This window comes from Exiguobacterium sp. MH3 (genome assembly GCF_000496635.1).
Classification (GTDB): Bacteria; Bacillota; Bacilli; order Exiguobacteriales; family Exiguobacteriaceae; genus Exiguobacterium_A; species Exiguobacterium_A indicum.
Window position 1 is genome coordinate 1,564,333 of the sequence record NC_022794.1, and the last position, 25,472, is coordinate 1,589,804.

At 50.0% G+C, this 25,472-nt stretch carries 29 protein-coding genes; 13 read left to right on the forward strand and 16 right to left on the reverse strand.

Translation table 11 applies throughout. The features are described 5' to 3' along the window. The first annotated feature begins 59 nt into the window (after positions 1-59). The 6 genes from efeO to U719_RS08330 all read left to right on the forward strand — a co-directional run bounded on the left by efeO (position 60) and on the right by U719_RS08330 (position 5,076). A complete protein-coding gene (gene efeO / locus U719_RS08305) occupies positions 60-878 on the forward strand; it encodes an iron uptake system protein EfeO (RefSeq protein WP_023468309.1) in 819 nt (272 codons plus the stop codon). A gap of 2 nt (positions 879-880) precedes the next feature. Further along, on the forward strand, positions 881-2,113 hold the full coding sequence (gene efeB, locus U719_RS08310) for an iron uptake transporter deferrochelatase/peroxidase subunit (RefSeq protein WP_023468310.1): 1,233 nt from the start codon (positions 881-883) through the stop codon (positions 2,111-2,113). Continuing rightward, the gene (locus U719_RS08315; protein ID WP_023468311.1) at positions 2,097-3,770 is read left to right on the forward strand and encodes an FTR1 family protein; all 1,674 of its coding nucleotides are present in this window, start codon (positions 2,097-2,099) and stop codon (positions 3,768-3,770) included. Before efeB ends, U719_RS08315 begins: the two co-directional genes overlap by 17 nt. 86 nt (positions 3,771-3,856) lie before the next feature. Further along, complete coding sequence (locus tag U719_RS08320; protein WP_023468312.1) at positions 3,857-4,318, forward strand: general stress protein; 462 nt, start codon at positions 3,857-3,859, stop codon at positions 4,316-4,318. A gap of 93 nt (positions 4,319-4,411) precedes the next feature. Further along, a complete protein-coding gene (locus tag U719_RS08325) occupies positions 4,412-4,777 on the forward strand; it encodes a YciI family protein (RefSeq protein WP_023468313.1) in 366 nt (121 codons plus the stop codon). Continuing rightward, the gene (locus tag U719_RS08330) at positions 4,777-5,076 is read left to right on the forward strand and encodes a putative quinol monooxygenase (RefSeq protein WP_041255111.1); all 300 of its coding nucleotides are present in this window, start codon (positions 4,777-4,779) and stop codon (positions 5,074-5,076) included. Before U719_RS08325 ends, U719_RS08330 begins: the two co-directional genes overlap by 1 nt. 41 nt (positions 5,077-5,117) lie before the next feature. On the opposite strand, the gene U719_RS08335 is transcribed toward U719_RS08330, so the two are convergent. Both U719_RS08335 and U719_RS08340 read right to left on the reverse strand, forming a co-directional pair. After that, complete coding sequence (locus U719_RS08335; protein ID WP_023468315.1) at positions 5,118-5,435, reverse strand: hypothetical protein; 318 nt, start codon at positions 5,433-5,435, stop codon at positions 5,118-5,120. Positions 5,436-5,514: 79 nt separating this feature from the next. Continuing rightward, positions 5,515-6,051 (reverse strand): flavodoxin family protein, encoded by a 537-nt coding sequence (locus tag U719_RS08340; protein ID WP_023468316.1) that lies wholly within the window; start codon positions 6,049-6,051, stop codon positions 5,515-5,517. A gap of 145 nt (positions 6,052-6,196) precedes the next feature. Here U719_RS08340 and U719_RS08345 point away from each other — a divergent pair, with 145 nt between their 5' ends. Continuing rightward, complete coding sequence (locus tag U719_RS08345; protein ID WP_023468317.1) at positions 6,197-6,865, forward strand: hypothetical protein; 669 nt, start codon at positions 6,197-6,199, stop codon at positions 6,863-6,865. Here the strand turns inward: U719_RS08345 and U719_RS08350 are convergent. Beyond that, positions 6,853-7,704, reverse strand: a complete 852-nt coding sequence (locus U719_RS08350) for an alpha/beta fold hydrolase (RefSeq protein WP_023468318.1) — start codon at positions 7,702-7,704, stop codon at positions 6,853-6,855. The two genes, U719_RS08345 and U719_RS08350, sit on opposite strands and share 13 nt — an antisense overlap. Before the next feature lie 113 nt (positions 7,705-7,817). Between U719_RS08350 and U719_RS08355 the strand changes: the two genes are divergently transcribed. The 3 genes from U719_RS08355 to U719_RS08365 all read left to right on the forward strand — a co-directional run bounded on the left by U719_RS08355 (position 7,818) and on the right by U719_RS08365 (position 10,154). Beyond that, entirely contained in the window at positions 7,818-8,822 is a 1,005-nt protein-coding gene (locus tag U719_RS08355; RefSeq protein WP_035397361.1) for a YafY family protein, read from the forward strand. Between the two features lie 159 nt (positions 8,823-8,981). Further along, positions 8,982-9,308: a hypothetical protein gene (locus U719_RS08360; protein WP_023468319.1), complete on the forward strand. Its 327-nt coding sequence runs from the start codon at positions 8,982-8,984 to the stop codon at positions 9,306-9,308. A 327-nt stretch (positions 9,309-9,635) separates the two neighbouring features. Then, a complete protein-coding gene (locus U719_RS08365; RefSeq protein ID WP_023468321.1) occupies positions 9,636-10,154 on the forward strand; it encodes a hypothetical protein in 519 nt (172 codons plus the stop codon). A 69-nt stretch (positions 10,155-10,223) separates the two neighbouring features. On the opposite strand, the gene U719_RS08370 is transcribed toward U719_RS08365, so the two are convergent. Then, on the reverse strand, positions 10,224-10,946 hold the full coding sequence (locus U719_RS08370; RefSeq protein WP_023468322.1) for an SDR family oxidoreductase: 723 nt from the start codon (positions 10,944-10,946) through the stop codon (positions 10,224-10,226). 111 nt (positions 10,947-11,057) lie between these two features. On the opposite strand from U719_RS08370, the gene U719_RS08375 reads away from it, so the two are divergent. After that, entirely contained in the window at positions 11,058-11,411 is a 354-nt protein-coding gene (locus tag U719_RS08375) for a helix-turn-helix domain-containing protein (protein ID WP_023468323.1), read from the forward strand. A 14-nt stretch (positions 11,412-11,425) separates the two neighbouring features. On the opposite strand, the gene U719_RS08380 is transcribed toward U719_RS08375, so the two are convergent. The 3 genes from U719_RS08380 to U719_RS08390 are packed head-to-tail and all read right to left on the reverse strand — an operon-like array spanning position 11,426 to position 14,354. Then, positions 11,426-12,400 (reverse strand): hypothetical protein, encoded by a 975-nt coding sequence (locus tag U719_RS08380; protein WP_023468324.1) that lies wholly within the window; start codon positions 12,398-12,400, stop codon positions 11,426-11,428. After that, entirely contained in the window at positions 12,397-13,443 is a 1,047-nt protein-coding gene (locus U719_RS08385) for a DUF58 domain-containing protein (RefSeq protein WP_023468325.1), read from the reverse strand. Before U719_RS08385 ends, U719_RS08380 begins: the two co-directional genes overlap by 4 nt. A gap of 2 nt (positions 13,444-13,445) precedes the next feature. Next, positions 13,446-14,354 carry a MoxR family ATPase gene (locus tag U719_RS08390; RefSeq protein WP_023468326.1) on the reverse strand — a complete coding sequence of 303 codons (909 nt, stop codon included), beginning with the start codon at positions 14,352-14,354 and terminating at the stop codon, positions 13,446-13,448. Between the two features lie 236 nt (positions 14,355-14,590). On the opposite strand from U719_RS08390, the gene U719_RS08395 reads away from it, so the two are divergent. Continuing rightward, on the forward strand, positions 14,591-14,818 hold the full coding sequence (locus U719_RS08395) for a hypothetical protein (protein WP_023468327.1): 228 nt from the start codon (positions 14,591-14,593) through the stop codon (positions 14,816-14,818). Between the two features lie 33 nt (positions 14,819-14,851). Here the strand turns inward: U719_RS08395 and U719_RS08400 are convergent, their stop codons facing one another. From U719_RS08400 to U719_RS08440, 9 genes are all read right to left on the reverse strand, one after another. Next, positions 14,852-15,067 (reverse strand): DUF3006 domain-containing protein, encoded by a 216-nt coding sequence (locus tag U719_RS08400; protein ID WP_023468328.1) that lies wholly within the window; start codon positions 15,065-15,067, stop codon positions 14,852-14,854. A 21-nt stretch (positions 15,068-15,088) separates the two neighbouring features. After that, entirely contained in the window at positions 15,089-15,952 is an 864-nt protein-coding gene (locus U719_RS08405; RefSeq protein WP_023468329.1) for a ComEC/Rec2 family competence protein, read from the reverse strand. After that, a complete protein-coding gene (locus tag U719_RS08410; protein ID WP_235147651.1) occupies positions 15,946-16,530 on the reverse strand; it encodes a histidine phosphatase family protein in 585 nt (194 codons plus the stop codon). Before U719_RS08410 ends, U719_RS08405 begins: the two co-directional genes overlap by 7 nt. Positions 16,531-16,543: 13 nt before the next feature. Beyond that, complete coding sequence (locus tag U719_RS08415; RefSeq protein WP_023468331.1) at positions 16,544-17,338, reverse strand: DUF3307 domain-containing protein; 795 nt, start codon at positions 17,336-17,338, stop codon at positions 16,544-16,546. Beyond that, a complete protein-coding gene (locus tag U719_RS08420; protein WP_023468332.1) occupies positions 17,335-17,982 on the reverse strand; it encodes a hypothetical protein in 648 nt (215 codons plus the stop codon). Before U719_RS08420 ends, U719_RS08415 begins: the two co-directional genes overlap by 4 nt. 286 nt (positions 17,983-18,268) lie before the next feature. Next, on the reverse strand, positions 18,269-18,739 hold the full coding sequence (locus U719_RS08425; protein ID WP_231681758.1) for an NUDIX domain-containing protein: 471 nt from the start codon (positions 18,737-18,739) through the stop codon (positions 18,269-18,271). 299 nt (positions 18,740-19,038) lie between these two features. Next, positions 19,039-21,444, reverse strand: coding sequence for a DNA topoisomerase IV subunit A (gene parC / locus U719_RS08430; RefSeq protein WP_023468334.1), 2,406 nt, complete (start codon positions 21,442-21,444; stop codon positions 19,039-19,041). Next, positions 21,437-23,407: a DNA topoisomerase IV subunit B gene (gene parE / locus U719_RS08435; protein ID WP_023468335.1), complete on the reverse strand. Its 1,971-nt coding sequence runs from the start codon at positions 23,405-23,407 to the stop codon at positions 21,437-21,439. Before parE ends, parC begins: the two co-directional genes overlap by 8 nt. A gap of 178 nt (positions 23,408-23,585) precedes the next feature. Next, positions 23,586-23,987, reverse strand: a complete 402-nt coding sequence (locus U719_RS08440; RefSeq protein ID WP_023468336.1) for a CoA-binding protein — start codon at positions 23,985-23,987, stop codon at positions 23,586-23,588. 429 nt (positions 23,988-24,416) lie between these two features. Between U719_RS08440 and U719_RS08445 the strand changes: the two genes are divergently transcribed. Then, positions 24,417-25,457, forward strand: coding sequence for a tyrosine-type recombinase/integrase (locus U719_RS08445; protein ID WP_023468337.1), 1,041 nt, complete (start codon positions 24,417-24,419; stop codon positions 25,455-25,457). Positions 25,458-25,472 lie beyond the last annotated feature (15 nt).

A 25,472-nucleotide genomic window follows, 5' to 3' on the forward strand; every position in this document is an offset into this window, starting at 1 on the left:
ATCATTGTCGTCTATACTATTTAAGGAACTGACTTAATTAGTAACAGGGGGAACCATACATGAAACAAGCATTATTGATGACAGGGGCGCTCGCCGTCGTTTTAGCAGGTTGCAGTGAAGCGAAACAGGCGGAGACACCAGCACCGAAAAAAGAGAATTTTGACCAGGTCGTTGAGGATTACCGGACGTATGCGATTAACGAAATCGATACGTTCGTCCGCGAGACGGAAAAATTCACCGATGCCGTACAGGCTGGCAAGCTTGAAGAAGCGAAAGCATTGTACGCACCAACACGGATGTATTACGAACGCGCAGAACCAATCGCGGAAGTGTTCGGTGACCTTGATCCGAAGATCGATGCGCGAGCAGGCGACGTGAAAGCGTCGGAATGGGGTGGTTACCACCGGATCGAGCAAGGGTTATTTGAAAAAGGAACGACAAAAGGTTATGAAGCGTACGCGAAACAATTGATGAAGGACGTCCACTTACTTCGGGCAAAGGTCGAGACGGTCGAGGTGACACCAGAATTACTCGTCACGGGGGCGACTGATTTATTGAACGAGGTCTCGACGTCAAAAGTGACAGGGGAAGAAGACCGTTATTCGCATACTGATTTATATGACTTCGCGGCAAACGTCGAAGGGGCTGAAAAAATTTACGAACTATTGAACCCGGCGCTGAAAAAACAAGATGCGGCGTTATCAAAAGAGATTGCGGCTCGCTTCAAGGATGTCCATGCGTTACTCGACGCGAAGAAAAAGGGCGATGGCTATGTCCTTTATACGAGTCTCTCGAAACAAGATGTCAAACAGATGAGTGTCGCCATCAATGAACTCGCGGAACCGCTCTCGAAGATGGGCATCGTACTGGAGGGATAAGCATGAAACCAATCCAAGAAGGTGTCACGCGGCGTGACGTTCTTAAGGTCGCGGGCTTGACGAGTCTCGGTGCTGCCCTGTATGCCAGTGGTCTTGAAAAGTTTCTTCCGCGGACATTGACTGTTGAAGCCAGTGATCAAGAGCCGTTCTACGGTACGTATCAAGCGGGAATTCTGACTCCACCACAAAATCACGTCCAAGTCGTAGCGTTTGATATCAAGACGGACCGACGCGACGAACTCGTTGATTTACTAAAGCGTTGGACGCGATTATGCGCCAGACTTGCGGCCGGGTTACCATATGGCGACTCTGAGTCCCGTTATGTTCCACCGGAAGATACGGGGGAAGCGGATGGATTATCTGCCGGACACTTGACGTTTACGTTCGGGTGCGGTCCAAGTCTATTTGACGGTCGCTTCGGCATCCGTCATAAACGACCGGATGCCCTTAAACCGTTGCCGACGTTCGATCTCGATCGTCTGGACGAAAAATGGAGCGGTGGCGACCTCGTCGTCCAAGTGTGTGGTGATGATGCCCAAGTCGTCTTCCATGCGATCCGTAACCTCGTCCGTGTCGGGCGTGGGACGGTCGCGATGCGTTGGTCGCAAGCTGGTTTCCAGCGCAGTAAAGCAGCAGATGCCTCTGGTGGGACGCCGCGTAATCTGTTCGGCTTCAAGGACGGCACGGGGAATCCTGACGTCTCGAAGAAGCAGGTCCGGAAAGACTCTCTCTTTTGTCAGTGGCAAGACGGGACACCATGGTTGACGAACGGCTCGTTCCTTGTCGTCCGTCGCATCCAGATGCATCTTGAAGTCTGGGACCGGACGATTCTAAAAGAGCAAGAACGGACCTTCGGACGCGAACGTGCTTCCGGGGCTCCGCTTGGCTCAACAGACGAGTTCGCTTCCGTCACACCAGCGAAACGACAGGCTCGTGGCGAAGCCGCCTTACCGGTTGACTCGCATACCGCTGTCGCACACGGGGACGGGAAGACAGCGATCTTACGCCGTTCCTACTCGTATCAAGACGGCATCGATGAAAAGACGGGTGCCCTTGATGCCGGACTGCTGTTTTTATCGTATCAGCGTTCACCGAAACAATTCATCGAGATTCAGCGTCGTCTTGCCGCACAGGACCGATTGAATGAATACATCACGCACCGTGGAAGTGCCATCTTCGCTTGCTTCGGTGGAATCTCGAAAGGAGGCTACATCGGTGATGCGTTATTTGCGTAATCTCGTCCTTGTATTTGTACTCCTTATAGCCGGTCAACACGCGGTGCCCGTCCATGCTGCATCGACGGATGATCTCTATGTCGCAATCGGACAAGCCCTGTCTGCCGTCGCAAGTGAAGATCGCGCGGCACTGAATCAAGCGATTGATGAACTGAATCAAGCATCCAAAGACTTACCTGATCAACAAGCGGCAATCACGAAAGCCGTCAAACAGGTCGATGCGAAACGATCGGCAGCGTTTCCGGAAGTCCGCGAGCAACTGACAGCTCTCTCTGCTGCCGTCCGGAAGCAGGAAGAAGCAACGAAACCGAAGACAGACCCAGTTGCGAAGTCAAAAGTAAAACAATTGCTTTCGTTGACGAAAGAGATGCGGCAGGTCAAGGCGAGCGACCGTCCGGCAGCGGAGCAACGATTGTTGACCGCATGGGCGACGCACGAGAGTCTTGTTCGCAATGACAGTGTCGGTCACTATGGCAACATCGAGATGGCGCTCGCGTCGATCCGGATCGCGGCGGCGCGTGATTCCGCGGATACGAAGGAATGGCAAGCCGCACTTGATCAGTTCGATACGGCCGTTCAGTCTTTCCTCGACGGAGAGAAAGTCCAGGCGAAGAAAACGGGACTGCAGTCGCTGCTGACGCCACTCGAGGAGGCGCAAACCGCACTAGCTGCAAATGATTTACCGAAAGCGAAACAAGCACTCGAATCGTTTCTGAAGACTTGGCCACGTGCGGAAGGCGAGGTCCGGACACGTAATGAAGGTCTCTATTCCCAGCTTGAATCAGATGTACCACTGTTACTTGCCCGCCTGACGCCGGAAACGCGGGAAAAGACGGCACAAGAACTCCAGTCGTTTGAGAATGCTATCGCACAATTACAAACGAAGACGCATTATACGTTTGTTGATGCAATGCTCGTCATGCTGCGGGAAGGTCTCGAAGCGTTACTGATCGTCAGTGCGCTCGTTGCTTTCGCACGGAAAAGTCGTTCAAAACAAGAAGGGAAGGTCTGGGCAGGCGCTGGGCTTGGTCTGATCGCAAGCGGTCTGTTAGCGCTCATCCTCCAGACGGTCTTTCAGGCCTCGTTCGCGGCGACGGGTCGGGAACAAATTGAAGGCTACACGGGCATCGTTGCAGTCGTCGTCATGTTGTTCGTCGGCTATTGGTTGCACTCGAAAAGCGCCGTTGCGAAACGAAAACACTTTTTATCAACGCTTTCGACGACGTCCTTGTTCTTCGTCAGCTTCTTGACGATCTTCCGAGAAGGCGCCGAGACGTTGTTATTTTATATCGGAATGGCACCAGCGATGACGAAAACTGCCTTATTATCTGGAATCGGTCTCGCGATCATCATCATCGGTCTCGTCTCGTATGCGGTCATCCAGATTGGTGTCCGTTTACCGATCCATCGTCTGTTCCAAGTCGCGTCGTGGTTAATCTATCTAATGGCGTTCAAGATTCTTGGTACGAGTCTGCACGCGTTGCAGCTGACGAACGTCTTACCGATTCATCCGATCAATGGACTCGGAACTGCCGGGTGGATTGGTTTCTACCCAACGCTCGAGACGCTTATCCCACAAGTCGTCCTGATGATTCTGATTGCCTTGTTTACGATCTGGCAAAAGCGGCGTGCGTCTTCAATCCAGACTGCTGCTTGATCCATTTTTCAATTTCAGGTTTCAACTATTATGTTCCGGGTATAACTTCTTATCAGCAGCTTGCTGCATGAAAGAGAGGGATTTTTATGCTTGAAACACGCATCGTACGAAACATGACCGCTGTCGACGCAGAAGTGACGAGCCTCAAATCAAGTGGCTATTCGAATAAACAGATTTACATCTTTGCCAAAGACGAAGAACTCGCGGAACGGATCGCGAATGACACACAGACGTTACCATACCGCGTGACGAAGAAGTCGTTCTTTGAGACGTTATTATCAGCCGTCCGGAGTAACCGAAATGACCGGATTGCTCAGTTGTCCGAGCTTGGCATGACGAAGGATGTCGCTGAGGATCTAGAAGATGAAGTCCGACACGGGCGGATCGTCATCGTCGGTTCGAAGTCCGATTTACTGAATCCAGCGTTCGCGGCGTCTTACGTGACGGATGAAGCAACCGATTATGGTGCTGGAGTTCCGAAACTTGAAGACGAGGAAACGACGACGACGTTACCAGCCGATCAAAACGTCAAGTTAAAAGATGAATGATACATAAGCCTCCTGTTTCTCAGCGTAGAGACAAGAGGCTTTTGTTTAGCCTTCTCATGGAAGGGAATGGGAAAATTGAGAGGAGGAAAGACAATGCAATTCTTATACGTTGGTTATTATGATGCAGACCGAATGGATGTTTTATCGAAGGAAGAGATCGATGCTTTGATGTCGCGTTGTGATGCGTTGATGAACACCTTCAATGAACAAGTCGATGTCCTATCAGACTGGCACCCGGGTCTTACGACACAAGCATTTTACTGGCAAGATGGGGTCGTACAGAAGAAAGTAGAGCCGGATCGAGCGCATGGAGAGCAGATTGGCAGTTTGATTGTCTTTGAAGCACGTGATTTGGATCATGCGATGGAACTGGCTTCCCTTCATCCGACGACTCAAGTCGCAGAAGGGGAATCTTACGGTTGGCGCGCAGAAGTCCGTCCATTATCAGGTACCTCTTGATGTATGGATTATGGACGACATTTACGACTCAAACCGGACAACGCGACCACGTCATCGCCCTGTTACTTGAAGCTGCGGCTTCTTTAGAGACTCATCCGAGTTGTCTGCACTACATCATCAGTATTTCTGACGAACCGGATGTGCTACATGTCCGTGAAATCTGGACGGATGCCGCTGCACACCTCGCGTCTTTAGAGTTACCGGTGACGCGGCGTTTGATTACGCAAGCGCGTCCATTGCTCGAGCATGTTGAACGCGTGCTCGAAGACCACCCGCTCGGTGGCAAAGGACTCATGTAAACCAAAAACCCCTCCTCTAGTCGAGAAGGGGTTACATGCTGTTAGGTTGTCGTCCACTGGATATCGATGACGTCCGACGATCGCACCATCCGGCGCATACCTGTCGATGTGACGAGTTCAATCGTTCCGCGGTCATGAAAAATCGCTTGGATCGAACCGGATACCGTATCGAGTTGTTTTAATCGGACGTGGACCGTCTGTCCGGTCCGGACTGCACGTTCCATGATGTGTTGTAAGGAGAGGCGATCACGAACGATCGTCTCTTCGCGTGATTGATACAGATGTTCAAGATGAAGGATATGCTGGCGTGAAGTCAGTTGTTTCCACTTGCGATTCGATCGTTTTTTAGATGCGAACATGGCTGACCACCTCCTGAATTGAGTCGTACGCTAGATAGTCGTGCGCTCTGCTTCAGTTATTTCCCTTCACGAACAGTGCTTAAACACGTGCTCCTGACATTTTTTCACGAAACGCCTCGATTGCGGCAATCGCCTCTTGATCGTGCTCGACCTCACCTGGTGCATTCCCTTCGGCAAGAATCGCTGTCTCAAGCGTTGCGCCAAGGAACGATGCGATATGCTCGAACTGCGTGACGAGTGCTTGTCCTTTGACGCGTGGATTATCTCCTCCGACCGCAATCAAGTGGAATCGTTTCCCTGCCATCCGACGTTTGAATTCAAGTTCTTCATCGCGCAGTGACTCGCTGAATCGGTCAATGAATAATTTCATCTTCGTCGACATCGAGTACCAGTAAATCGGAGTGATGAACAGGATGTCATCGTGTTCAAGCATCTCTTTGACGATCCGGCGATAGTCATCGCCAATCGGCAAAAAGCCTCCGTGATGACGGCGGTCTTCAATCGGCTGAATCGAGACGTTCGCCAAATCGACAGCAACATGAGGGATTCCTTTCAATGCTTGTTCCCCGAGCCATTCACTGTTTCCTTTACGTGAGCTACCAAAAATCGTATACATATCGTGCATCTCCTTTTGAATTCGATTGTTCTATTCTATTCCAAACTGCACTGTCAATACACCGATATGCTCACAATTGGTTTTGAATAAGGGTTTTGCGGAAAAAGACAAGAAGACGAAAAACAAATAGGGGAGGAACAGTCGAATGGAGAGAAGCACGCTCATTGCGCTAGAAAAACACTTATATGCCATCCACCTCGAGATGGATGGACTGGCGCGCCTCATTACGAAACAATTAATTCATTTGAGCCAAGTGGCTGCATCCGTCGAACATTTTCGACGGATGAGCTTTGATATCTATAAAAATCGGACGTCACTCGAGCAGATTCCGTCACAAGTCTTGTATGAGACGGCACTCGACTACGAAGACTGGCTCGAGGAAGAGTTTGATGAGATTCCTGCTAGCTGGCAGCTGGCAACGAAAGAAGAAGAGGCACTCGAGCAGCTTTGGTGGTTCGAATTCTCACGAATTCAAGCGGAGCTTGAAGAATGGCTCAGTCTCTATCTGATTCGCCGGATTCGAGAAGACGTTCGTTACATGCCACCGGTGATCGAGAAAAATGCCTATGCTTTATCAGAGGATGCCCGCCATGTCTTTTGGCGCCTCTTACAACGCTCCGTCGCGAAGCCTTCATCAAAGATTAAGGCGAACCAACTGTCATGTCGGATGGGCATCGCTGAGATTGCCCGCTGTGCCCGACTTAATCAAGACCGGACGCGTCGTGCGATTGGTGAACTGACGCGTCGTGGTCTGATTGCGATCGAGGAAGATGATGAGAAGCTAAAAATGCGGCTCCGCCTTCAAGTTATCTGATTGAAGGCGATGAATCGTTCGATCATCCGTTCATCTCGACGTGCGGATGGACCAATCCAAATCAGGTGACCGGGACTTTTCGATTCAATGAACTGCGCGTGAGGAATACTCCGTCGTGCGTGTTCGGCATGCTCGAACGGAACAGCACGGTCTGACTTCGAATGGACGATCAAGACGGGACACGTGACGGCTTCAAGCCGTTCTCGTTCGATGTCTTGTGTGATATCAAACAAGACACCTCGCCCAGGACCATTTTGAAGACCAACTTCATATAATAACGACGCATCCGTCTCACTAATGTGGGTACGGATTGTTTCGCGTGGTAACAGACTCGTCATCTCGACCATCCGAACTGCTGCTTCTTCAGGAAACTTGCGTATCTTATCCTTCACATACGTCCAAAGCCCCCACTGGATGAACTGTAAAGGACGTTGTAAGACCGGTTGGATCAGAAGACGATGGTACGGCAGGGAAATCCGGTGCGTCATCGCACACGCTAAGACAAGGGCATGGACGCCTGGATCCATTCCAGCAAGCGCGATTGCCGTCGGTCCGCCGGCAGAGATGCCATAAACGGTGTACTGTTTAATCTGACGGGAAGCTAGCCACTTAGAATAGAATGTTGCGAGCGCCTCTGGACTATCAGCGAGCTGAAGTGGGGTTTGTCCGTACCCGGGGCGTGACGGTACGATGACGCGATATCCTGCCGCGATTAACTTCTCGACATGGTAGACTTCTCGGTAATCAGATTGTGTACCATGAATTAATAAAATGACGGGACCACTCCCGCTATCCCGGTATTCAAAACGCTGACCGTTCCATTCTGCGATATAATGCATCCCAATTCTCCTATCTCTTAATTTTTACCATTTTATTGTTAATCTCGTGTTTATTTTCATGTATACTGTAAAGTATAACCAAACCATTGTGACTTAGGAAATGAGGATGCGTAGTGTCTAACGAAAAATTAACGAACCGTGACCGCTTACTTGCTGTACGAGAAATCTTCGAACGTCAGTCGGATGAAGACCATACGTTGACGCTTGAGCAATTGAGCACGGAACTCTCGAAACGAGGACTGATCGAGAAGCTATCCCGAAAATCGTTGAAGGATGATATTGCGGCACTTGCCAAATCAGGTTTTGACGTCGTGGCGGAAGAGACGAAGAATGGACTTGCCATTCCGTATCATCTCGTCAGTCGTCCCTTTGAGCATCATCAACTCCGATTGCTGGTCGATGCCATCGCCAGTGCGAAGTTTATCTCGGAAAGTGAGACGACGTCGCTCGTTCAGACGATTCAGTCGTTGACGAGTGATAAGATGGCGGAGTCTCTCCAGCCGGTACTACATACTGTCAAAAAACCAAAAGGAATGACGTCGCGCTCGATTGATACGATCCAGAAAGCTATCAGTGATGAGTTCGTCATCAGTTTCCAGTACCAAGGAAAGTTTAACGAACGGACGCGAAAGTTCGAGTTACGGAAAGATGGCGAGCATTACCTCGTTTCTCCGGCTCACCTGTTGATGGATAACGGAAATTACTATTTGATTGGACGTGATGAGCGGATCAAAGAGATTCGGACGTACCGGGTCGACCGAATCGTCAATTGTAAAGCGTTTGAACCGATGGAAGAACCGGTCCATGTCGAGCCGAGTTACTTAAGTAACATGTTCAACATGTATGGGGGAGAGAACGAGCAATTGACGCTTAAATTTCAGGAAAGTCTAATGCCGACCGTCGTCGACCGGTTCGGAACGGATATCCGCTGCCGTCGTCTCGATGACCTCTGGTTCGAAGTCAAGGTCGATGCGCTCTTTTCCGACGGGTTCATGATGTGGCTGATTCAATTCGGCAATCAGGCGGAAATCATTGCGCCTGTCGAACGCCGGGAGACATTCAAGAACAAGGTGGCAGGTCTTGCGACGATGTATCAAGTCGAAACACCTGCTCTTTAAGAGTTGAAGCAAGGTTCACTTGACCGTGGATCTTGCTTTTTTTAATTGTCGAGAAAAAAACTTTTTGTCGTTTTTTGTCGGATATTCATATTTGAATATTTTAAGCGAATAGTTCCAGTTACTATTAAGGATATCTGATACTTATGTAGGAGGAACGACATGCAACAGATGGAAAAAAGCCAATCAAACGGGATGCGGAAACTAGCTACTTTCCTCTTCTTCGTTTGTCTATCCTATACATCGTGGTACTTATTCTCACTTTTTGTCTTTCATCTCGTGTTTCCAGAAGATGTCGTGACATCCTTAGATATCGTCGTATTCGGATTCAGTCCGGTCGTCGCTCTTGTCGTCACCATCGGCTCGTTACGCTTGATCGAACGACGCATGAAACCTAAATTCACACCGCTTTTATTGATCGGATACATCCTTTCGACAAGTGTGCTGATTTATTACTCACTTGCTAACGAACTTCTGCCCCGACTGTGACTTGCAACTCCCTAACAATTGGCATATGCTACGCTTATAGCTTGCTAGGTAAGGGGGGATACGATGAACGCACAGTATATCCTCGACTGGATGCCGCTCGTGATTCCTGTCGGTGCCATCGTCTTTATTGTCGTCATTGCGCGTAAGGCTTCAAAAATCGATGCTGAAAAGTAAGGAGACTCCATTCAGGGAGTCTTTTTTTATTGGATCCTGTTGGTACTTTATTCGGCACGATTTCCCTATTGTGCAAAAACATAATGTCACCCATTTCTATGGTATAAAGGAACTAAGCGAAAGACCTAATATTAGGAAATCATGGAGGGACAGATGAGACAAAGAACCGTCATGACTTTACTTGCACTCAGTTTACTGCTTACCGTATGTATGATGAAAAAAACAACGTTGACGCCAAAGGCCAGTACCATCAATCTCACCATCGCTGTCGTCGGAACGGCTCCAGTACTTACGCAATCCCCGAACTTCCACTCGATTGATCTGCAAGAAATCAAAGGGGATTTACGACGATACGATGCCGTCATGATCATGCCGGAGTACTTACATCAGGCATCGGGACGTGACTATGCCACCGTCTACCGGAAAGCACAGATTCCGTTTTTCTTCATCGGCTCTCAAAAATCCGTCGAACCGTTTCTTGATCCGAGTCTCTCCTATGAGGAAAGCATCTCGGTGCCGAATCCGACGTTTGCGGCTGGTATGCTCTATGACGATACACAAGAGACGACCTGGTTGTTCGGTGAGGGGATCGAACGACCGAATCGTTCAGAGCAACTCCAAATCTATCGATCAATCTTTCAAACGATTGAACAGAGTCACCTAATAAAGTAACGCTTACATGAAAATAGACCGAAGCGCTCGGAAGTACATCCATTTCCGAGCGCTTCGGTCTATTATTCGTCAATCGACTTGTTTCGTCGGGGCTAAGACGATTTCTCGAATATTGACGTGTTGTGGTTGCTCGAAGGCGAATAAGACGGTGTCCGCGACGATTTGCGGATCGAGACCACCGTCAATCGACTGTTTCCATTCGTTGTAGCCGCCCTTAATCGCGTCACTTGTCGTATGACCGAGTAATTCCGTCTCGACGACTCCTGGTGCGATCGTCATGACGCGTACACCGTGAGAGGCGACTTCACCCCGGACGTTCTCACTCATCGAGTGGACGGCGAATTTCGTGCCGACGTATGCGGCATGGTCGGCGAACGTCTTTTTACCGGCAATCGAACTGATATTGATGATCGTACCGGTCTTGCGCTCTACCATCGAGGGAAGGACGGCTTGCATCCCGTGTAAGACACCGAGCGCATTGACGTCAAACATCTCTTCCCATTCTTCCGCTCCTTGCGTCTCGATTTGACCGAGTAACATCCGTCCTGCATTGTTGATGATCGCTTCGACCGGTCCGAACGCTTCCGTCGCGTCTGCTAAAGCAGCATCGAGGGCAACTCGGTCGGTGGCTGCGACTTGGCGAATTAAGACATCGTCTGAAGCAAGGCTCGCCAGACGATCAATTCGTCGTCCGAGCAATAAGACACGGTATCCTTTCTGAATGAATGTTTGAGCAGTCGCATGCCCGATTCCTGACGTGGCACCTGTGATGGCAATGAATCCTGTTTTCATGATATCGTCTCCTTATTTGATATGATAGATTGAAGATAACAGAGGGAAACTGTTCCGAGAAGTACGCACTTTTAGGTCAGTCGGTTACCTTTTGGTAAGGGAGGGAACGGTATGCCATATCTAAATGAGTTCGATGCGACGATGCGTCAGATTCAAGGCAAGTGGAAAGTTATGATCTTGTACGAGCTGCACGAAGAAGGGACAGTACGTTTTAATACACTGGAGCGTTATATCCAGGACGTCTCACCAAAGACGCTGACGCAACAGTTGAAACAACTCGAACAAGATGGCTTGATTACACGGACCGTTTACCCGGAGATTCCACCCCGCGTCGAATATGCCTTGAGCGAAAAAGGAATCTCTTTGATTCCCTTACTTGATGCGATTTGCGACTGGGGTCTTGCGACGACACCACGCAACCAATTGATGCGCACGTTATGCGACGAGGAAGCCCCCGCTCCATGAGCAGGGGCTTTTTGTTAACGTTCGATTTGTTCCCGTACTTGACGGCGGAACGTCTGGATGTCGTAAGCTGGTTCACTTGGACTGAACTCGATTCCGTCAATCAGACGCGCGTTTGGTGACGCATCCGGGAACTCGATCCGTGTCAGCCATTCAAGCGTCGTCTCTTCATGGCGTCTTGGGAAGGCTTGCTCGAGTTGAGAGGCAATCTTCAGAAGCGGATGATGACTATGCCGCTTTGGCGCATGCGCCCGTACCTGCTTGGAGTGCTTGACGGTTTGTTCTCTTTCGATTGCTATGACTTTTCGCTTCCGGATGACATAAAGCGTAACCGCAACTAAGATCACGGTCAGAAGCGTCGTTGCGATCCAAATCCAATCCGGTGTTCCTGCCTGGACGGCAGCTTGATCCACGTCTTGAACACCTTTGATATTCTTTAGCCCCATTGCCCGGTTCGTCATCGTGTCCGCTTCTCGACCAAGTGGTTCCGTCCAAAGGAATAATGAACCGAATGCTTCAAATAGCGGACGAATCGCACTCGTGACGGATCCGACGAGCGCTTCTTTCGTGAGCCGGAAGACGACAGCGATGATCAGCCCCGCGCTGAGGACTAACGCGATCGTCGGTAAGATACGCCGCCATTCTGTCATGTACGTGACGACGAATGGATACGCAATGACGAAGACCAAAATTAAAAATGCGCCAATCGGTGGTGTCACTCCTGGGAACAATACCATCACGACGCCGATGACCATCGCACTCGTAGCGTATCGCCACGGCGAATCGACCGTATCAAGAAACGCGGTCCAGGCGACGAAGACGAGCGCTAAGACGCTAGCTACGGGAGAGAGGAAATATAAGGACCCCGCTACGAGTAGCTGTAATCCGATGCGAAGCGAACGATGCGGCACGAAGGCAAGTGCCGGAAGAGCGAGCGCGAGATAGAACGGAACCGGTAACAGACTCGCAAGGAATATCCACCAGAGAATCATGCGCTCACTCCTTTCTGCCGGTGACCGAGATGGATCTCCGCCGTCGTCGACGGTACACTACGTTGCAATCGTTTCGTGAAGTACCGGCGTTCGAGCGGTAGATCGTATTCGGAAATCCGAGCAAGGCATTCCATCGTCCGTAGGAATTGATGTTTTCCCATACCAGACGGAACATGGTACCACTGCCCGGATCGGTTGACCATCGAAATCCAGAGGCTGTAGGAAGCCCCTTGTTTCTCGAGTTCACGGATGATCGTCGCGGCACGCGATAATAGTTTCTCGAAGTCCGAGCGGAGAGCGAGTCCGTCTGCGGACAAGCCATCGACGATGACGGCATAATCATGGTTACGTTTCCGGTCATATTGATACGAGTACAGTTCATTCGTCTTCGCATAAGCGGACCAGTAGATCGACTTCGCATCTCCGGAGTAGGGAACGACGGAGTGGAAACTCGAGCGATCGGTGAACGGACTCGAGCGATCAATCGTCTCACCGGGAATCATCCGTTCATTCCACTCGACCGACGCTGGTGCAAAGTCAGGGAAGACGTGACCCAGCTCTTGGATATTAAGCGTCACATAGATTGTGATCAAATGAAACGGATCCGAGATCATGACGTCAAACGACTGAATTCGAATCGTTCCCCGGTGAGCGGCAACGACATCGATTGAAAACGGCACAATCGTCTGTTTGCTGACATATAAGTGTTGACGCCAAAATTGACTACTCGCATCAGGAAGCTTGATCTGATCCCCGAGCAAGCCAGAAATCGTGATGCGACCGAGTGGTAACTTCGTTGGGTTCGATAACTCGAACGGTATCTGGATCGTTTCCTCTCGAAAAGCGCGAACGGTCTCAAGGAGGCGGACGCGAATCCGCTTCGCAACGTATTCGAGATAATACGGCATCACCCAGCCATATAATGTATAGGCGAGTAATAAAGCCGCAATCCAGACAGGACCATAGAGACCGACGATGACGCCGCTTGCACCTGTCATCGTAAGAATGATGAGGTTAAAGCCTTTTGGTATGATCAATTGCATGATTACACCTCAGTTGGAACAGTGAGTGAATCGAGGACTTGCTCGACGAGACGTTCGTTCGATAGCTTCAGCGTCGCTTCGAGCGTCAAGACGAGACGGTGGGCAAGCAATGGCGTCGCCAAGTGCTTGACGTCCTCTGGTGTGACGTACGTCCGCTCCTGCATCCAGGCCCGTGCTTTCGCGGCTTTTAAGAGTGCGAGCGTCGCTCGTGGACTCGGTCCAATCTCTACGTCACGATGGGCGCGGAGTGCGTCACAGACATCGAGTAAGTAGTTTTCGACGCTATCTTCGATCGAGACGGCGATGACTTCCTCTTTCCAGTCATTGAGTTGTTCGAGCGGAATCTGTAGTTCGGCTGCTGTTAAGTGTGCTCCACGTAATAATGCCTTCTCCGCCTGACGTGTCAGCGGAGCGAACGACAACTTGAACAAGAAACGGTCGAGTTGGGCATGCGGCAGTGGGAATGTGCCGTGTCCATCGAATGGATTTTGTGTCGCGATGACAAGAAAGTGTTGCGGTAACGTATAGGAGGTATCCCCGATCGTCACTTGTCCTTCCGCCATTGCCTCGAGCAATGCTGACTGTGTCCGTGGCGTCGTCCGGTTAATCTCATCGACGAGGACGATGTTCGCAAACAGCGGACCAAACCGTTGTTCGAACGATCCTGTCAGCGGGTTGAACAGCTCCATCCCAAGTAGATCGGTCGGTAACGTATCCGCTGTACATTGAATACGTGAGAACTTCGCTTCGAGTGTCTGCGCTAGTGCTTTTGCTAGTGTCGTCTTACCGGTCCCCGGACGGTCTTCGAGCAACACATGACCTTCTGCGAGCAAGCCCATCAATAAATGATCAATCACATCGTCCTGACCAAGGACAGATTGTTTGAGTGATGTACGTAACGTTTGAAACATAGATGATTCCCCCTTTAAGATGCATCGTATTTCTAAAGTGTACGAAAATTCAGAAAAAACTGCTAGTGATTTTCCAGGAATCACGCATAAAGAAATACGTCTATCTTTTATACTACCAGTTTCATCCAAAAGTTTCGTGAAATATCAAAAAAATTGAAACAGGATTATGAAGTTACTTAGCGAATAGATATAGAAGGATATAGTCATTAAATCATTAGAATAGGGGGGATGGACAGATGAAACTACATACTACCGAATCGAACTCTACTCTAAACCAGCAACAGGACGTTGCTCACAGTCCTATCGACGAGTATCAACGGATTGTTGCTGGAGGACCTCCGAATCGCCGAGCCTTTGCCGCGATTCGTCGGCTCCCATTCGCATTACGTTTGCTGACGTATACGATCGGTTCCTTATTCACAGCAGGCATCCTCGCTGGACTCGTCATCAGTCTACTCGGTTAAAAAAGACTCCCTCAGCATTCCGAGGGAGTCTCATCATTCTTCAAAGAGATCATCCATCAACTCGGAGATCTCTTTTTTACGTGCGTTCGTCTCATCGCGTAAGATCCGAATCGAACGTCCGGTCCAGTCAAGTCGGTCGCCGATCGTTGCCTGGCGCGGTAAACGACTTTTCGGTAACGTGATTGTCTCGCGTTCGTCGGTTTCGCAAATCGCTAGATCGTCTTCAAAATCTGCTAGGGTCAATCGCATCTGATGCACCTCCACGTCTCGTTATTCCGGTCGTAAATCGGTCCGGTTCGATTCCTTGATGCCGTCACCGGTCGAAATATACTGAATCGTTCCACTTTGATCGGTCCGGTCAATCGTAATCCGTTCTGCTTTCAGTTCCTGTAAAACGGAGGGACGTGGGTGACGATAAGCATTATCCTGCCCGGCTGAGATCAAGGCTCGCTTCGGATCAACGGCTTGTAGGAAGGGCAGGGAGGACGATGTGTCTGCTCCGTGATGCCCAAGCTTCAAGACATCGGCGCTAAGATCGGCATCCGACTCGAGCAATTGTCGTTCCGTCCGGATCGGAGCGTCACCCATGAAGAGGAACCGGTCCTGTCCATGTTCGACCCGCAGAACGGCACTCCAACTGTTGAGATCCTGCGTTCCGTCCGTTAGAGGCGCAAGGAACGTAAAGCGTGCGGCTTCACTCGGTATCTTAAGACCCGCTTTGACGGCTTTAATTGTCACCCCTTCGCGTTTGACGGCTAGAAGGAAATCGCGGTATGTCTCTGTCGTATGCGTGACACGCGGGGCATAGACGCTATCGACTGGAAAGGCATCGAGGACGGTATCGAGTCCACCGATATGATCGGCGTCCGGATGTGTCGCGATGACTGCTGTTAAGCGTTTGACACCCAATTCTTGCAGGTAGCGGACGACATCCTCACCTTTGCCGTTATTCCCGCCGTCAATCAAGATTGCGTCTTCCTTCGTCCGGATGAACGTGCTATCTCCTTGACCGACGTCAAAACCGTAGACCTCCATTTGTCCCTCTGTTGGGGCAGGGGGCTCTTCGTCCCGTGTCGTATAGAAGATGACGATCAGGCAGAGTGCTAACAGAATCGTTGATCCCCATTTCAACATGTCGGTTCCTCTTTCTCGAACAGATAGAGCATGCCGTTACGCGGATGACCGAACCGTGGCCCCCGGTAACCGCGCCGTTTCAAGGCAGCACGCATCAAAATCATCATACCGCCATGCCCGACGAGTAAGACCCGTTCATCATCCTCGAACATCAGTTGATTCAACAGGACCTCAATCCGTTCATTCGCTTCCTTGATCTCCGCTTGAATCCGTTTGCTGAACGGGGCTGCGAGTCGACCGAGGACCGCCCAGCCAAGAAACGGTAACCGTAGATTCGACTGAATCGTCGGAAACGGTACTTCCCGTAGTAGATCCGTCACGATGATCTCTTTATCGTAGACACTCTTCGCCGTCTGGACGGCGCGTGGCATGCTACTGGCATAACAGACCGTCCAGTCGATCTGACCGAGCTCGACCGGTTGAATATCGATGTCTGACGTATCATACCGTTCAATCCATTTTTCAATATCGCTGGCGCTGATCCAGCCTTTCGTCGGGTATCCTTCCGTCACCCGGTGATGTCTCACTAATCCAATTTGTTTCATACTTCGTGCGACGGTCAAGACCGTCTCCCTCACTTTCATTCATCGTTTAGAGTGCGACGCGAATCGCGAGTCCGCATAAAATCGCACCTAAGATACTGAGCAAGCTCCCGATGATGTAATATTCCGCAAAGCGGCGATCTTCAAACTGTTTAAAACGGGCCAGTGCCTTCAAAGCAATGATGAAGCCAATCGCTCCGGTTGCGTTCGTGACGACGAGCAGGGTAATGATCGCACGTTCGACGAGACCGATATAACGCCCGATTCCGTTTAATTCCGTCGTATAACTGCGCGCAGAATCTTCGACTTCATGTGTGACGGTCCGCGAAACGCCGTCGAGTTGCTCCTTACGTGTCACTTTTCGCTCGAAATGCGCTTCGATCAAGCGCGGAGCAAATGGTGCGAGCATTAAAGCAATCCCGTGACCGAGTAACTCCGTCGTCACTAAACTAAAGCACAGAATCCAGAGGACCTGCTCGGGTCGCGCGAACGACAATGACCAATCAATCGGAACGAACACCCATGTCAAGGCAATGATGGCAGCGATATGTAACGCTTGATCGATCCAGTACGCCGCCGCTTGCTTGACGCGACGTTTGAGCGGGGAAGCATCGAGTAGGGCGTGAAACACGAGAATGCTCCCTCCTAGCCATCCGGCGATGTCGAGGGTCAACTGCCCTCGGATGACGAAGAACGCGAGGACAAGTAGCATCAGAGACGCATGGACGGCAAGATGTTGGAACAAGATGCGTCGGTGTCGATGTTTCAGTTGCGCCATCCGTCTCGTCTGTAATGGAAAATCAGCAAGTAAGTGGACAAGGATAAGGCTAAGTAAGACAGTCACCGAATCGCCTCCCAGACTTGGAATTGCTCCAGTGCCTGTGCCAAGGCAGCTTCAAGTCGCTTGCGTTGCTTACGCTGCGAGCGAGAGACGAGTTTTGCGACATTCGCGCGAGCATCTTGTTCCTTAAAGCCCATCTTCAGACCGATCTCTTCATACGTATCATCCGGATATTGATCCATCAACCGGTGCAACTCAATCTGACGGTCCGTCTTCCCGAAATACGCCGGATAGAGCATCTCAAGATAACCATTCAGCAGGGCGGTCGGTAAGTAGGGCGGTCCAACAAAGGCGATCCGTGACGGAAGCGTCTTCGCCAATTCCTGTGCTTCAAAGGCATGAATGATCGCACTGCCATTGGCTTCTTCAGCTTGGGTCGTCGAAATCGTCTCATATTGACCAAATCCGATCCCGATGTAACCTGGTAATTCTTGATTCAATAAGTGCAGCATGACCGGATAACTGACCGGATAATCCGCAAATACCGCCAGTAAGCTATCACCGGATTTGATTTGGAACGGAACGATACTCGTAGGAAATGCCGTATTCAGATCGTTCGCGAGTTCTCGGAGCGCTTGAAGTAATGCTTCTTTGCTCGGATAATCGCGGGAGCCTTTGACATCAAACGACAAGGCAACAGCTTGCATGACGATTCCTCCTGTTCATTTGTTGCCACAATCATGGAAACATTTGATTTGTTACCGTTAAAAAGGTAACATTCGCAGTGTTACTGTTATTAGAGTAACAAAGAATGAAGAAGAAGACCAACAGGACGATAGACCGATTTTTAGATGACAGGGGGGATGAATGAATCTGACCAGAAAATCATTTTTTTATTTAAGTTAACATAACATATATTATCAATAGTTATAAGATTTTGTCTCATAATCAGGGTAAACTTAAGATAGTGAGACAAAACAAAAAAACACGGAATTAACCGTGTTTTCGACAATCATACGGACGTGTCCGTTCCAATCGATGAATCAAACGATCCAGGAATATATGATGGCGGCGTTCAAGTTGCGTGATCCGATCAAGTGGCAACCACGCGAAATCAAAGAAATCACCGCAATCCTGACCGTCACCAGCCACACAATGCGTCCAGCGGTTCTCTTGGCATTCGATGTGCGCATGGTAGAAATACGTGTAATGCACCCGCATTCGCTCCGGATAGCGCATCTCTTCTTCGCCGATGTACTGGACGGATGCTAACGAGAGACCACTTTCCTCAAGCGTCTCACGGACAGCCGCTTCTTTTGCGATTTCAGCATCTTCGATCGTACCTGCGGGGATCTGCCAATCACTCTCAGGAGCCGATTGTGGATGAAAAACAAGTAGTTCCCATCCGTTAGGTTTTTCCCGAGTGATATAGATTGCTACTTTTTCGCGACGTCTGAATTTCATCTTCATCACCTCTCCAAGGTCGGCAGATTGCACAACAAGCAGCTAAAGGGACGGTCCCGTAGCTGCTTGATCAATTGACGCTATAAGCAAAGCTGCGGAGACGCGTGACCCGACGCTTGTTCGTGACGAATCGTGACCTGACTATTTCTTCTATTGTAGCCGTTATTGATCAGTGTTTCAATTTGTAAACGATATTTATAGCGATAAATCTCAAAATTCCGAGCATTCGTCTCAAAATTCCCCCTCTCCTGCCCCGCTAAATCTAAAAAAGCTCCCCCGTTATCCGGAGGAGCCTCGTCTTATCGTGTATACCAGTCGAGTAAGGGACCGAATTTCTCTTCATCGTAGGCAAATGAACCGTTCGATAAGCGGTCGAGGAACGATAACGAACCGATTTGGATCGTTTTTTCCTGCTCTTTTCCGCTGAGGACCAATTCTTTCGCTTGTGTGACGTCGATCAATGCTGCGACTTGGTGTGGTTTCGATTTCAAGTCACGGAGCAACTGTAAGCCACGGAGCGCACGGCTCGAGACTTGGAACTGATCCGCGAGGCGCATCTTCTTCAAGGCACCCCGTTGCGTCAAGAGGACGATCTGTGGTGCTTCCTTGAAGCCAATTGCACCCGCGACGACATCCTGATCCTTCAGGTTGATCGCTTTAACACCAGCAGCCCGGACACCGACGACTGGAACGTCGTCTTCTGTGAACCAGAGACCGAAACCGTTCTGTGTTGCAAGGAACAGCTCCGTTTGACCCGTTGAGACCTGAGCATACAAGACTTCGTCGTCTGCCTTCAAACGGACACCTTGAAGTGGTTTTGACTTCCGCTGGGCGTTGTAGTCACTCAGTTTCGAGCGTTTGACCATCCCTTGACGAGTCACGAACAAGCAATGCTGTGCTTCGTCGAACGAGCGGACGAGATCCGCTGAGAGAACCCGGTCACCCGGTTCAAGTGGGACGAGGTTCGCGACGTGTTGACCGCCATCCTTCCATTTCGTATCCGGTAATTGGTGGACCGGAATCAGCAAGTAATTCCCGCGAACGGTCCAGACGATCAAGTGGTCGGTCGTCATCGCTTGCCCTTGGAGCAACGGACGATCCTGTTCCTTCAAGTCCGGTAAGTCGTTCGAGGCACCGAATGAACGGAGCGACGAACGTTTGACGTAACCGTTTTTCGATAGGAAGACCATCGTTTCTTCGACAGCGATCATGACTTCCGTCTTCAGCTTCAGTTCTTCAACTTCCGCTTCGATCGTCGAGCGACGTTTGTCCGCGACTTGTTCCTTCAAGACTGTCAATTCCTTGATGATCAGACGATTCCGTGTCTTTTCATCGTTGAGGATCTTCTCGAGACGAGCGATCTCCTTCTCGAGTTTCGCTGCTTCTTCCTGCAACTCAACGATATCGGTGTTCGTTAACCGGTAAAGTTGAAGCATAACGACGGCTTCCGCTTGACGGTCCGTAAAGTTGAAGCGCGCGATCAGCTTGTCTTTCGCGTCCGCTTTGTTCGACGCAGAACGGATCAAGGCAAGCGTCTCATCGAGAACAGAGATTGCTGTCATCAAGGCAGAAACGACTTCCTGACGGCGTTTCGCTTGTTCGAGGTCAAACGCTGTCCGGCGGATGACGACTTCTTTGACGTGTGCGAGATAGGCATCGAGGAGTGTCAAGACGCCCATTTGCCGCGGTGTCCGCTCATGGATCGCGACCATATTGTAGTTATAAGCAATTTGTAAGTCAGTCTGTTTGAGGTAGAAGTGTAAGACACCTTCTGCGTCCGCTTCCTTCTTCAACTCGATGACGACGCGTAAGCCGTCGCGGTCGGTCTCATCACGAACTTCCGCAACCCCTTCAACCTTTTTGTCGAGACGGAGTTCTTCCATCCGTTTGACGAGATTCGCTTTATTGACCTCATACGGGAGCTCCGTGATGACGATTTGCTGACGACCGCCCCGCAGTGTCTCAATCGTTGAGCGCGAGCGGATGATGACTTTCCCGCGTCCTGTCTCGAACGCCTTCTTGATGCCGTCAAGCCCTTGGACGACACCACCAGTCGGGAAATCTGGACCTTGCATGTGCGTCAACAAGTCATCGACGTTCTGGACCGTACCGGAAATACGACCGATTGCAGCATCGAGGACTTCTCCCGCGTGGTGCGGTGGAATCTCGGTTGCGTAACCGGCGGAAATCCCCGTCGAACCGTTCATCAGCAAGTTCGGCAGGAGTGACGGTAAGACGAGTGGTTCTTCCGTCGTATCATCGAAGTTCAGCGTGTAATCGACGGTTTGTTTGTTGATCCCGTCGAGAATCAGACTCGAAACTTTTGATAAACGGGCTTCCGTATACCGCATCGCTGCCGCGCTATCGCCGTCGATTGACCCATTATTACCTTGCATATCGATCAGCGGGTAACGGAGTTTCCACTCTTGGCTCAAGCGGACCATTGCTTCATAGACCGATGAATCACCGTGCGGGTGATAGTTACCGATGACGACACCGACCGTCTTCGCTGATTTCCGGTAAGCCCGGTCGAACAGGTTCCCTTCCGTATGCATCGCATACAAGATTCGGCGTTGAACTGGTTTGAGACCATCCCGGGCATCCGGTAAGGCACGATCTTGGATGATATATTTCGAATAACGACCAAACCGGTCGCCGACAACTTGCTCGAGCGACAGGTTCAGGATGTTTTGTAGATTAGACATGTTCGTTCACACTCTCTTTCGTCACGTGCTCATTCTCGATGATCGAGAGGTCTTCCGCGAGACCGAAGGCGACATTGTCCTCGATCCATGTCCGGCGGTGCCCGACATTATCGCCCATGAGGACTGAAACGCGCTTTTCGGCAACAGCAGCATCGTCGATCGTGACCCGAATCAACGTCCGTGTCTCAGGATCCATCGTCGTTTCCCAGAGCTGTGGTGCATTCATCTCTCCAAGTCCTTTGTAACGCTGGATCATATAACCTTTACCGAACTTCTTCGTCGTTTTCTTGAGCGTCTCTTCGTCCCAGACATATTCGAACTTCTCCGATTTGCCTTTCCCTTTGGAGACACGATAGAGCGGTGGTAAGGCAACGAAAACCTTCCCAGCGTCGATCAACGGGCGCATGTAGCGGAAGAAGAACGTCAACAGCAAGACTTGGATGTGCGCGCCATCGGTATCGGCATCGGTCATGATGATGACTTTATCGAAATTACAATCCGACAAGTCAAAATCGGCTCCGACACCGCCACCAATCGCATGAATGATCGTATTGATCTCTTCATTTTTCATGATGTCAGCGAGTTTCGCTTTTTCCGTGTTCAAGACCTTACCACGGAGTGGAAGAATCGCTTGGAACGTCCGGTTTCGTCCTTGTTTCGCAGAACCACCGGCAGAATCACCCTCGACGAGGAACAATTCATTCTTGTCTGCGTTTTTCGAAGCAGCAGGTGTCAGTTTTCCGTTCAAGATGCTCGAACGTTTCTTTTTTTTCCCATTTCGTGCTTCTTCGCGGGCTTTACGTGCTGCTTCACGCGCTTGCGCTGCGCGGATCGCTTTTTTGATCAACAGCGTCGCCGTTTGCGGGTTCTCTTCCAAGTACGTCGAGAGACGACGACTGATGACAGCGTCACAGCTCGTCCGCGCTTCCGGTGAACCGAGTTTCGACTTCGTTTGTCCTTCGAACTGAAGGAATTCTTCCGGAATTCGGATCGAGACGATCATGGTCAACCCTTCGCGGATATCATTTCCGTCAAGGTTCTTATCCTTTTCCTTCAAGAGCGTGTTTTTTCGGGCATATTCATTCATGACCCGTGTCATCGCCGTCTTCGCACCAACTTCGTGTGTTCCACCGTCGCGTGTCCGGACGTTGTTGACGAACGACAGGACGTTTTCCGAGTACGCATCCGTGAACTGGAAGGCGATATCGACTTCGATCTCGTTTTCCGTGCCTTCGAACGCGACCGTCGGATGCAGTGTATCTTTATCATCATTCAAGTACTGGACGAATTCGCTGACACCGTCTTGGTACTGGAAGATATCTTGTTTATCAGACCGTTCGTCCGTCAGCGTAATCTTCAGACCTTTCAGCAAGAAAGCGGATTCGCGTAAGCGTTCCGCGAGCGTATCGTAGTTGTATGTCAACGTACTGAAGATCGAGCCATCTGGTTTAAAGTAAACGCTCGTTCCTTTTTGACGCGTCGTACCCGTTTCAAGCAACGTCGTCTTCGGCATCCCACCGTTTTCAAACGTTTGCTCATATTGTTTCCCGTCACGGAAGATCGTCACTTTCAGATCCGTTGACAAGGCGTTAACGACCGACGCCCCGACGCCGTGTAAGCCACCAGACGTCTTATAGCCACCTTGACCGAACTTACCACCAGCGTGAAGGACTGTGAAGATGACTTCAGCAGTCGGTTTTCCAGACGCATGCATCCCCGTTGGCATCCCACGTCCATGGTCACGGACGGTGATTGCATTATCTTTATGGATCGTAACGTCAATTTGTTCCCCGAACCCTGCGAGTGCCTCATCGATCGCGTTATCGACGATCTCGTAGACGAGATGGTGAAGTCCACGGTGATCGGTTGAACCGATATACATACCTGGGCGCTTCCGGACTGCTTCGAGTCCTTCGAGCACCTGTATGGCATCATCATTGTAGTTATTTAAGTCTGTCGCCATTCATTTCACCTCAAAATTCGAAAGTACGACGTCGTTTTTACAAACGTTCGTTCGTTATTTCGAGTAGTCTGTCTCTAATTGTAGGCATCTTCTTGCTTCCTGACAAGCATAACCTGTAAAGCGCATGAAAAAAGACACCTTCACGAACGGGTGAAGATGCCTGAAATCGTACGATGACTCACAGATATTGATGCTCGATTTTGATGCAACGATTCTCAATATATGGAATACCAGCACCAAGTGCGAGACTTTCTGCTTCGACACTCGAGAGACCAAGCTGATTCCAAATCATCCCGACGTCACCGTGAGCAACAGCATCTTTGGCGACATCCGCTAAAAACTCAGACCGACGGAAGACATCGACGATATCGATGTGTCCTGGAATACTTGCGACGCTCGGATAGACTTTTTGACCGTTCCACTCGTTTAATGTCGGATTGACTGGAATGACTTCGTATCCGTGTTGGACTAAGTAGTCAGCAATCCAGTTCGCGGTCTTTCCGGAATCACTCGAGACGCCGACGACGGCAATGCGTTTCGCATCCTTCAAATATTGACGTGCTTGTTGATCGGTAATCATCTAGAACTCCCCCTTATGAAAATAACTCTTACCTAACACTCTATACCCGAACCGAGATGAAGTATGCGAAATCGAGCACGTTTTCGACGTTTTTCAGAAATCGTCTTGAAATCAAATGAGTCGACCGATGACCCGTCGAACGACTTCTCGATGCAACTGAGAGCGAAATTGAATATTCATTCTTTTTTGTTGATTTAGGTGACATAATACTATTATTGTCATTAAAGAGAATGTTGTAGCTCAAAAACCATAAAATTAGGCTAAATCCTCACATGCATCGAGTTGACCAACGACCCGTCTGGTGCGTTGTCGATGCAACTGAGCGCTCCCTGTCTGACAATTTAACGTTGCGTGAAATAACTATTTCACGCAAACAAGTGTCTGCTGTATCAACGTTTGGTATACTACCACTAGAGGGGTGATTGTCGGATGAGTTTATTTAAAAACCTAGGAAAAACGATACATAAAACGACCGTTTCGGCTACAGTACCAGCGATTCCCGGTTATGAGCGGATGCCACGCTTCATTCAGTCCTATTTGGATCAGTTAGCAGCAAAACATTTCTCGTTAGCGACGATGCGTCGCTACGTTTACGACTACGAAGCGTTCTTTCAATTTGTTGCTACAGCGTCCGGAGAAGAAGTAACAGCACGGGATATTCCACTCGAAGCATTTGTCGAGATCGATGCAGCAGGAATTGAAGCTTACGCTGAATACCTTGCCTTAACGAAACAAAATGCACCAAGCGTCATCAACCGGAAATTATCAGCATTACAGTCGTTATTCCGTTATTTGGTCGATACAGGTCAGCTGTCGGAAAATCCAGTTGCAAAAGTCAATCGACCAAAACAAGCAAAACGGGAACCGATTTACCTGACGAAACGCGAATGGGATGAATTGATTCAGTTGTTACCATCAAACGTTGAGATGAATGCCCGAGAAGCATCACATTATGAACGAGACCGCGTCCGCGACGTGACGTTGTTCCAACTGCTCGGTTATAGCGGGATGCGCCTCAGTGAGATGACCCAACTCGTCTGGAACGATGTTGATTTTCACGAAAACACGCTTCGCGTCATCGGGAAAGGTAACAAAGAACGACTGATTCCACTCGCGAAACCAGCTCGGATTGCATTGCGCAAATACGCGATTCATTATCAGATGCCAACGAGCGGCGCCGTGCCTGTCTTCCAAAAACACGGAAAACCACTCAGTCCACGGGCAGTCCAGCATATTTTGCAGCGGCACACGGAACGATTGAAACCAGTCCTGCCCTTTTTAGAGCGCAAAAAAATTACACCGCATAAATTGCGGCATACGTTTGCGACACGTCTTGCGACCGGTGGGGTCGACGTCCTGACGATCCAGCAGTTACTTGGTCACGAATCCGTCGCGACAACACAAGTCTATGCCCATATCGGTGATTCCGAGAAAAAACGCGCCGTCGATTTATTCGATGGTGAACGATAATAACATTATGTCAAC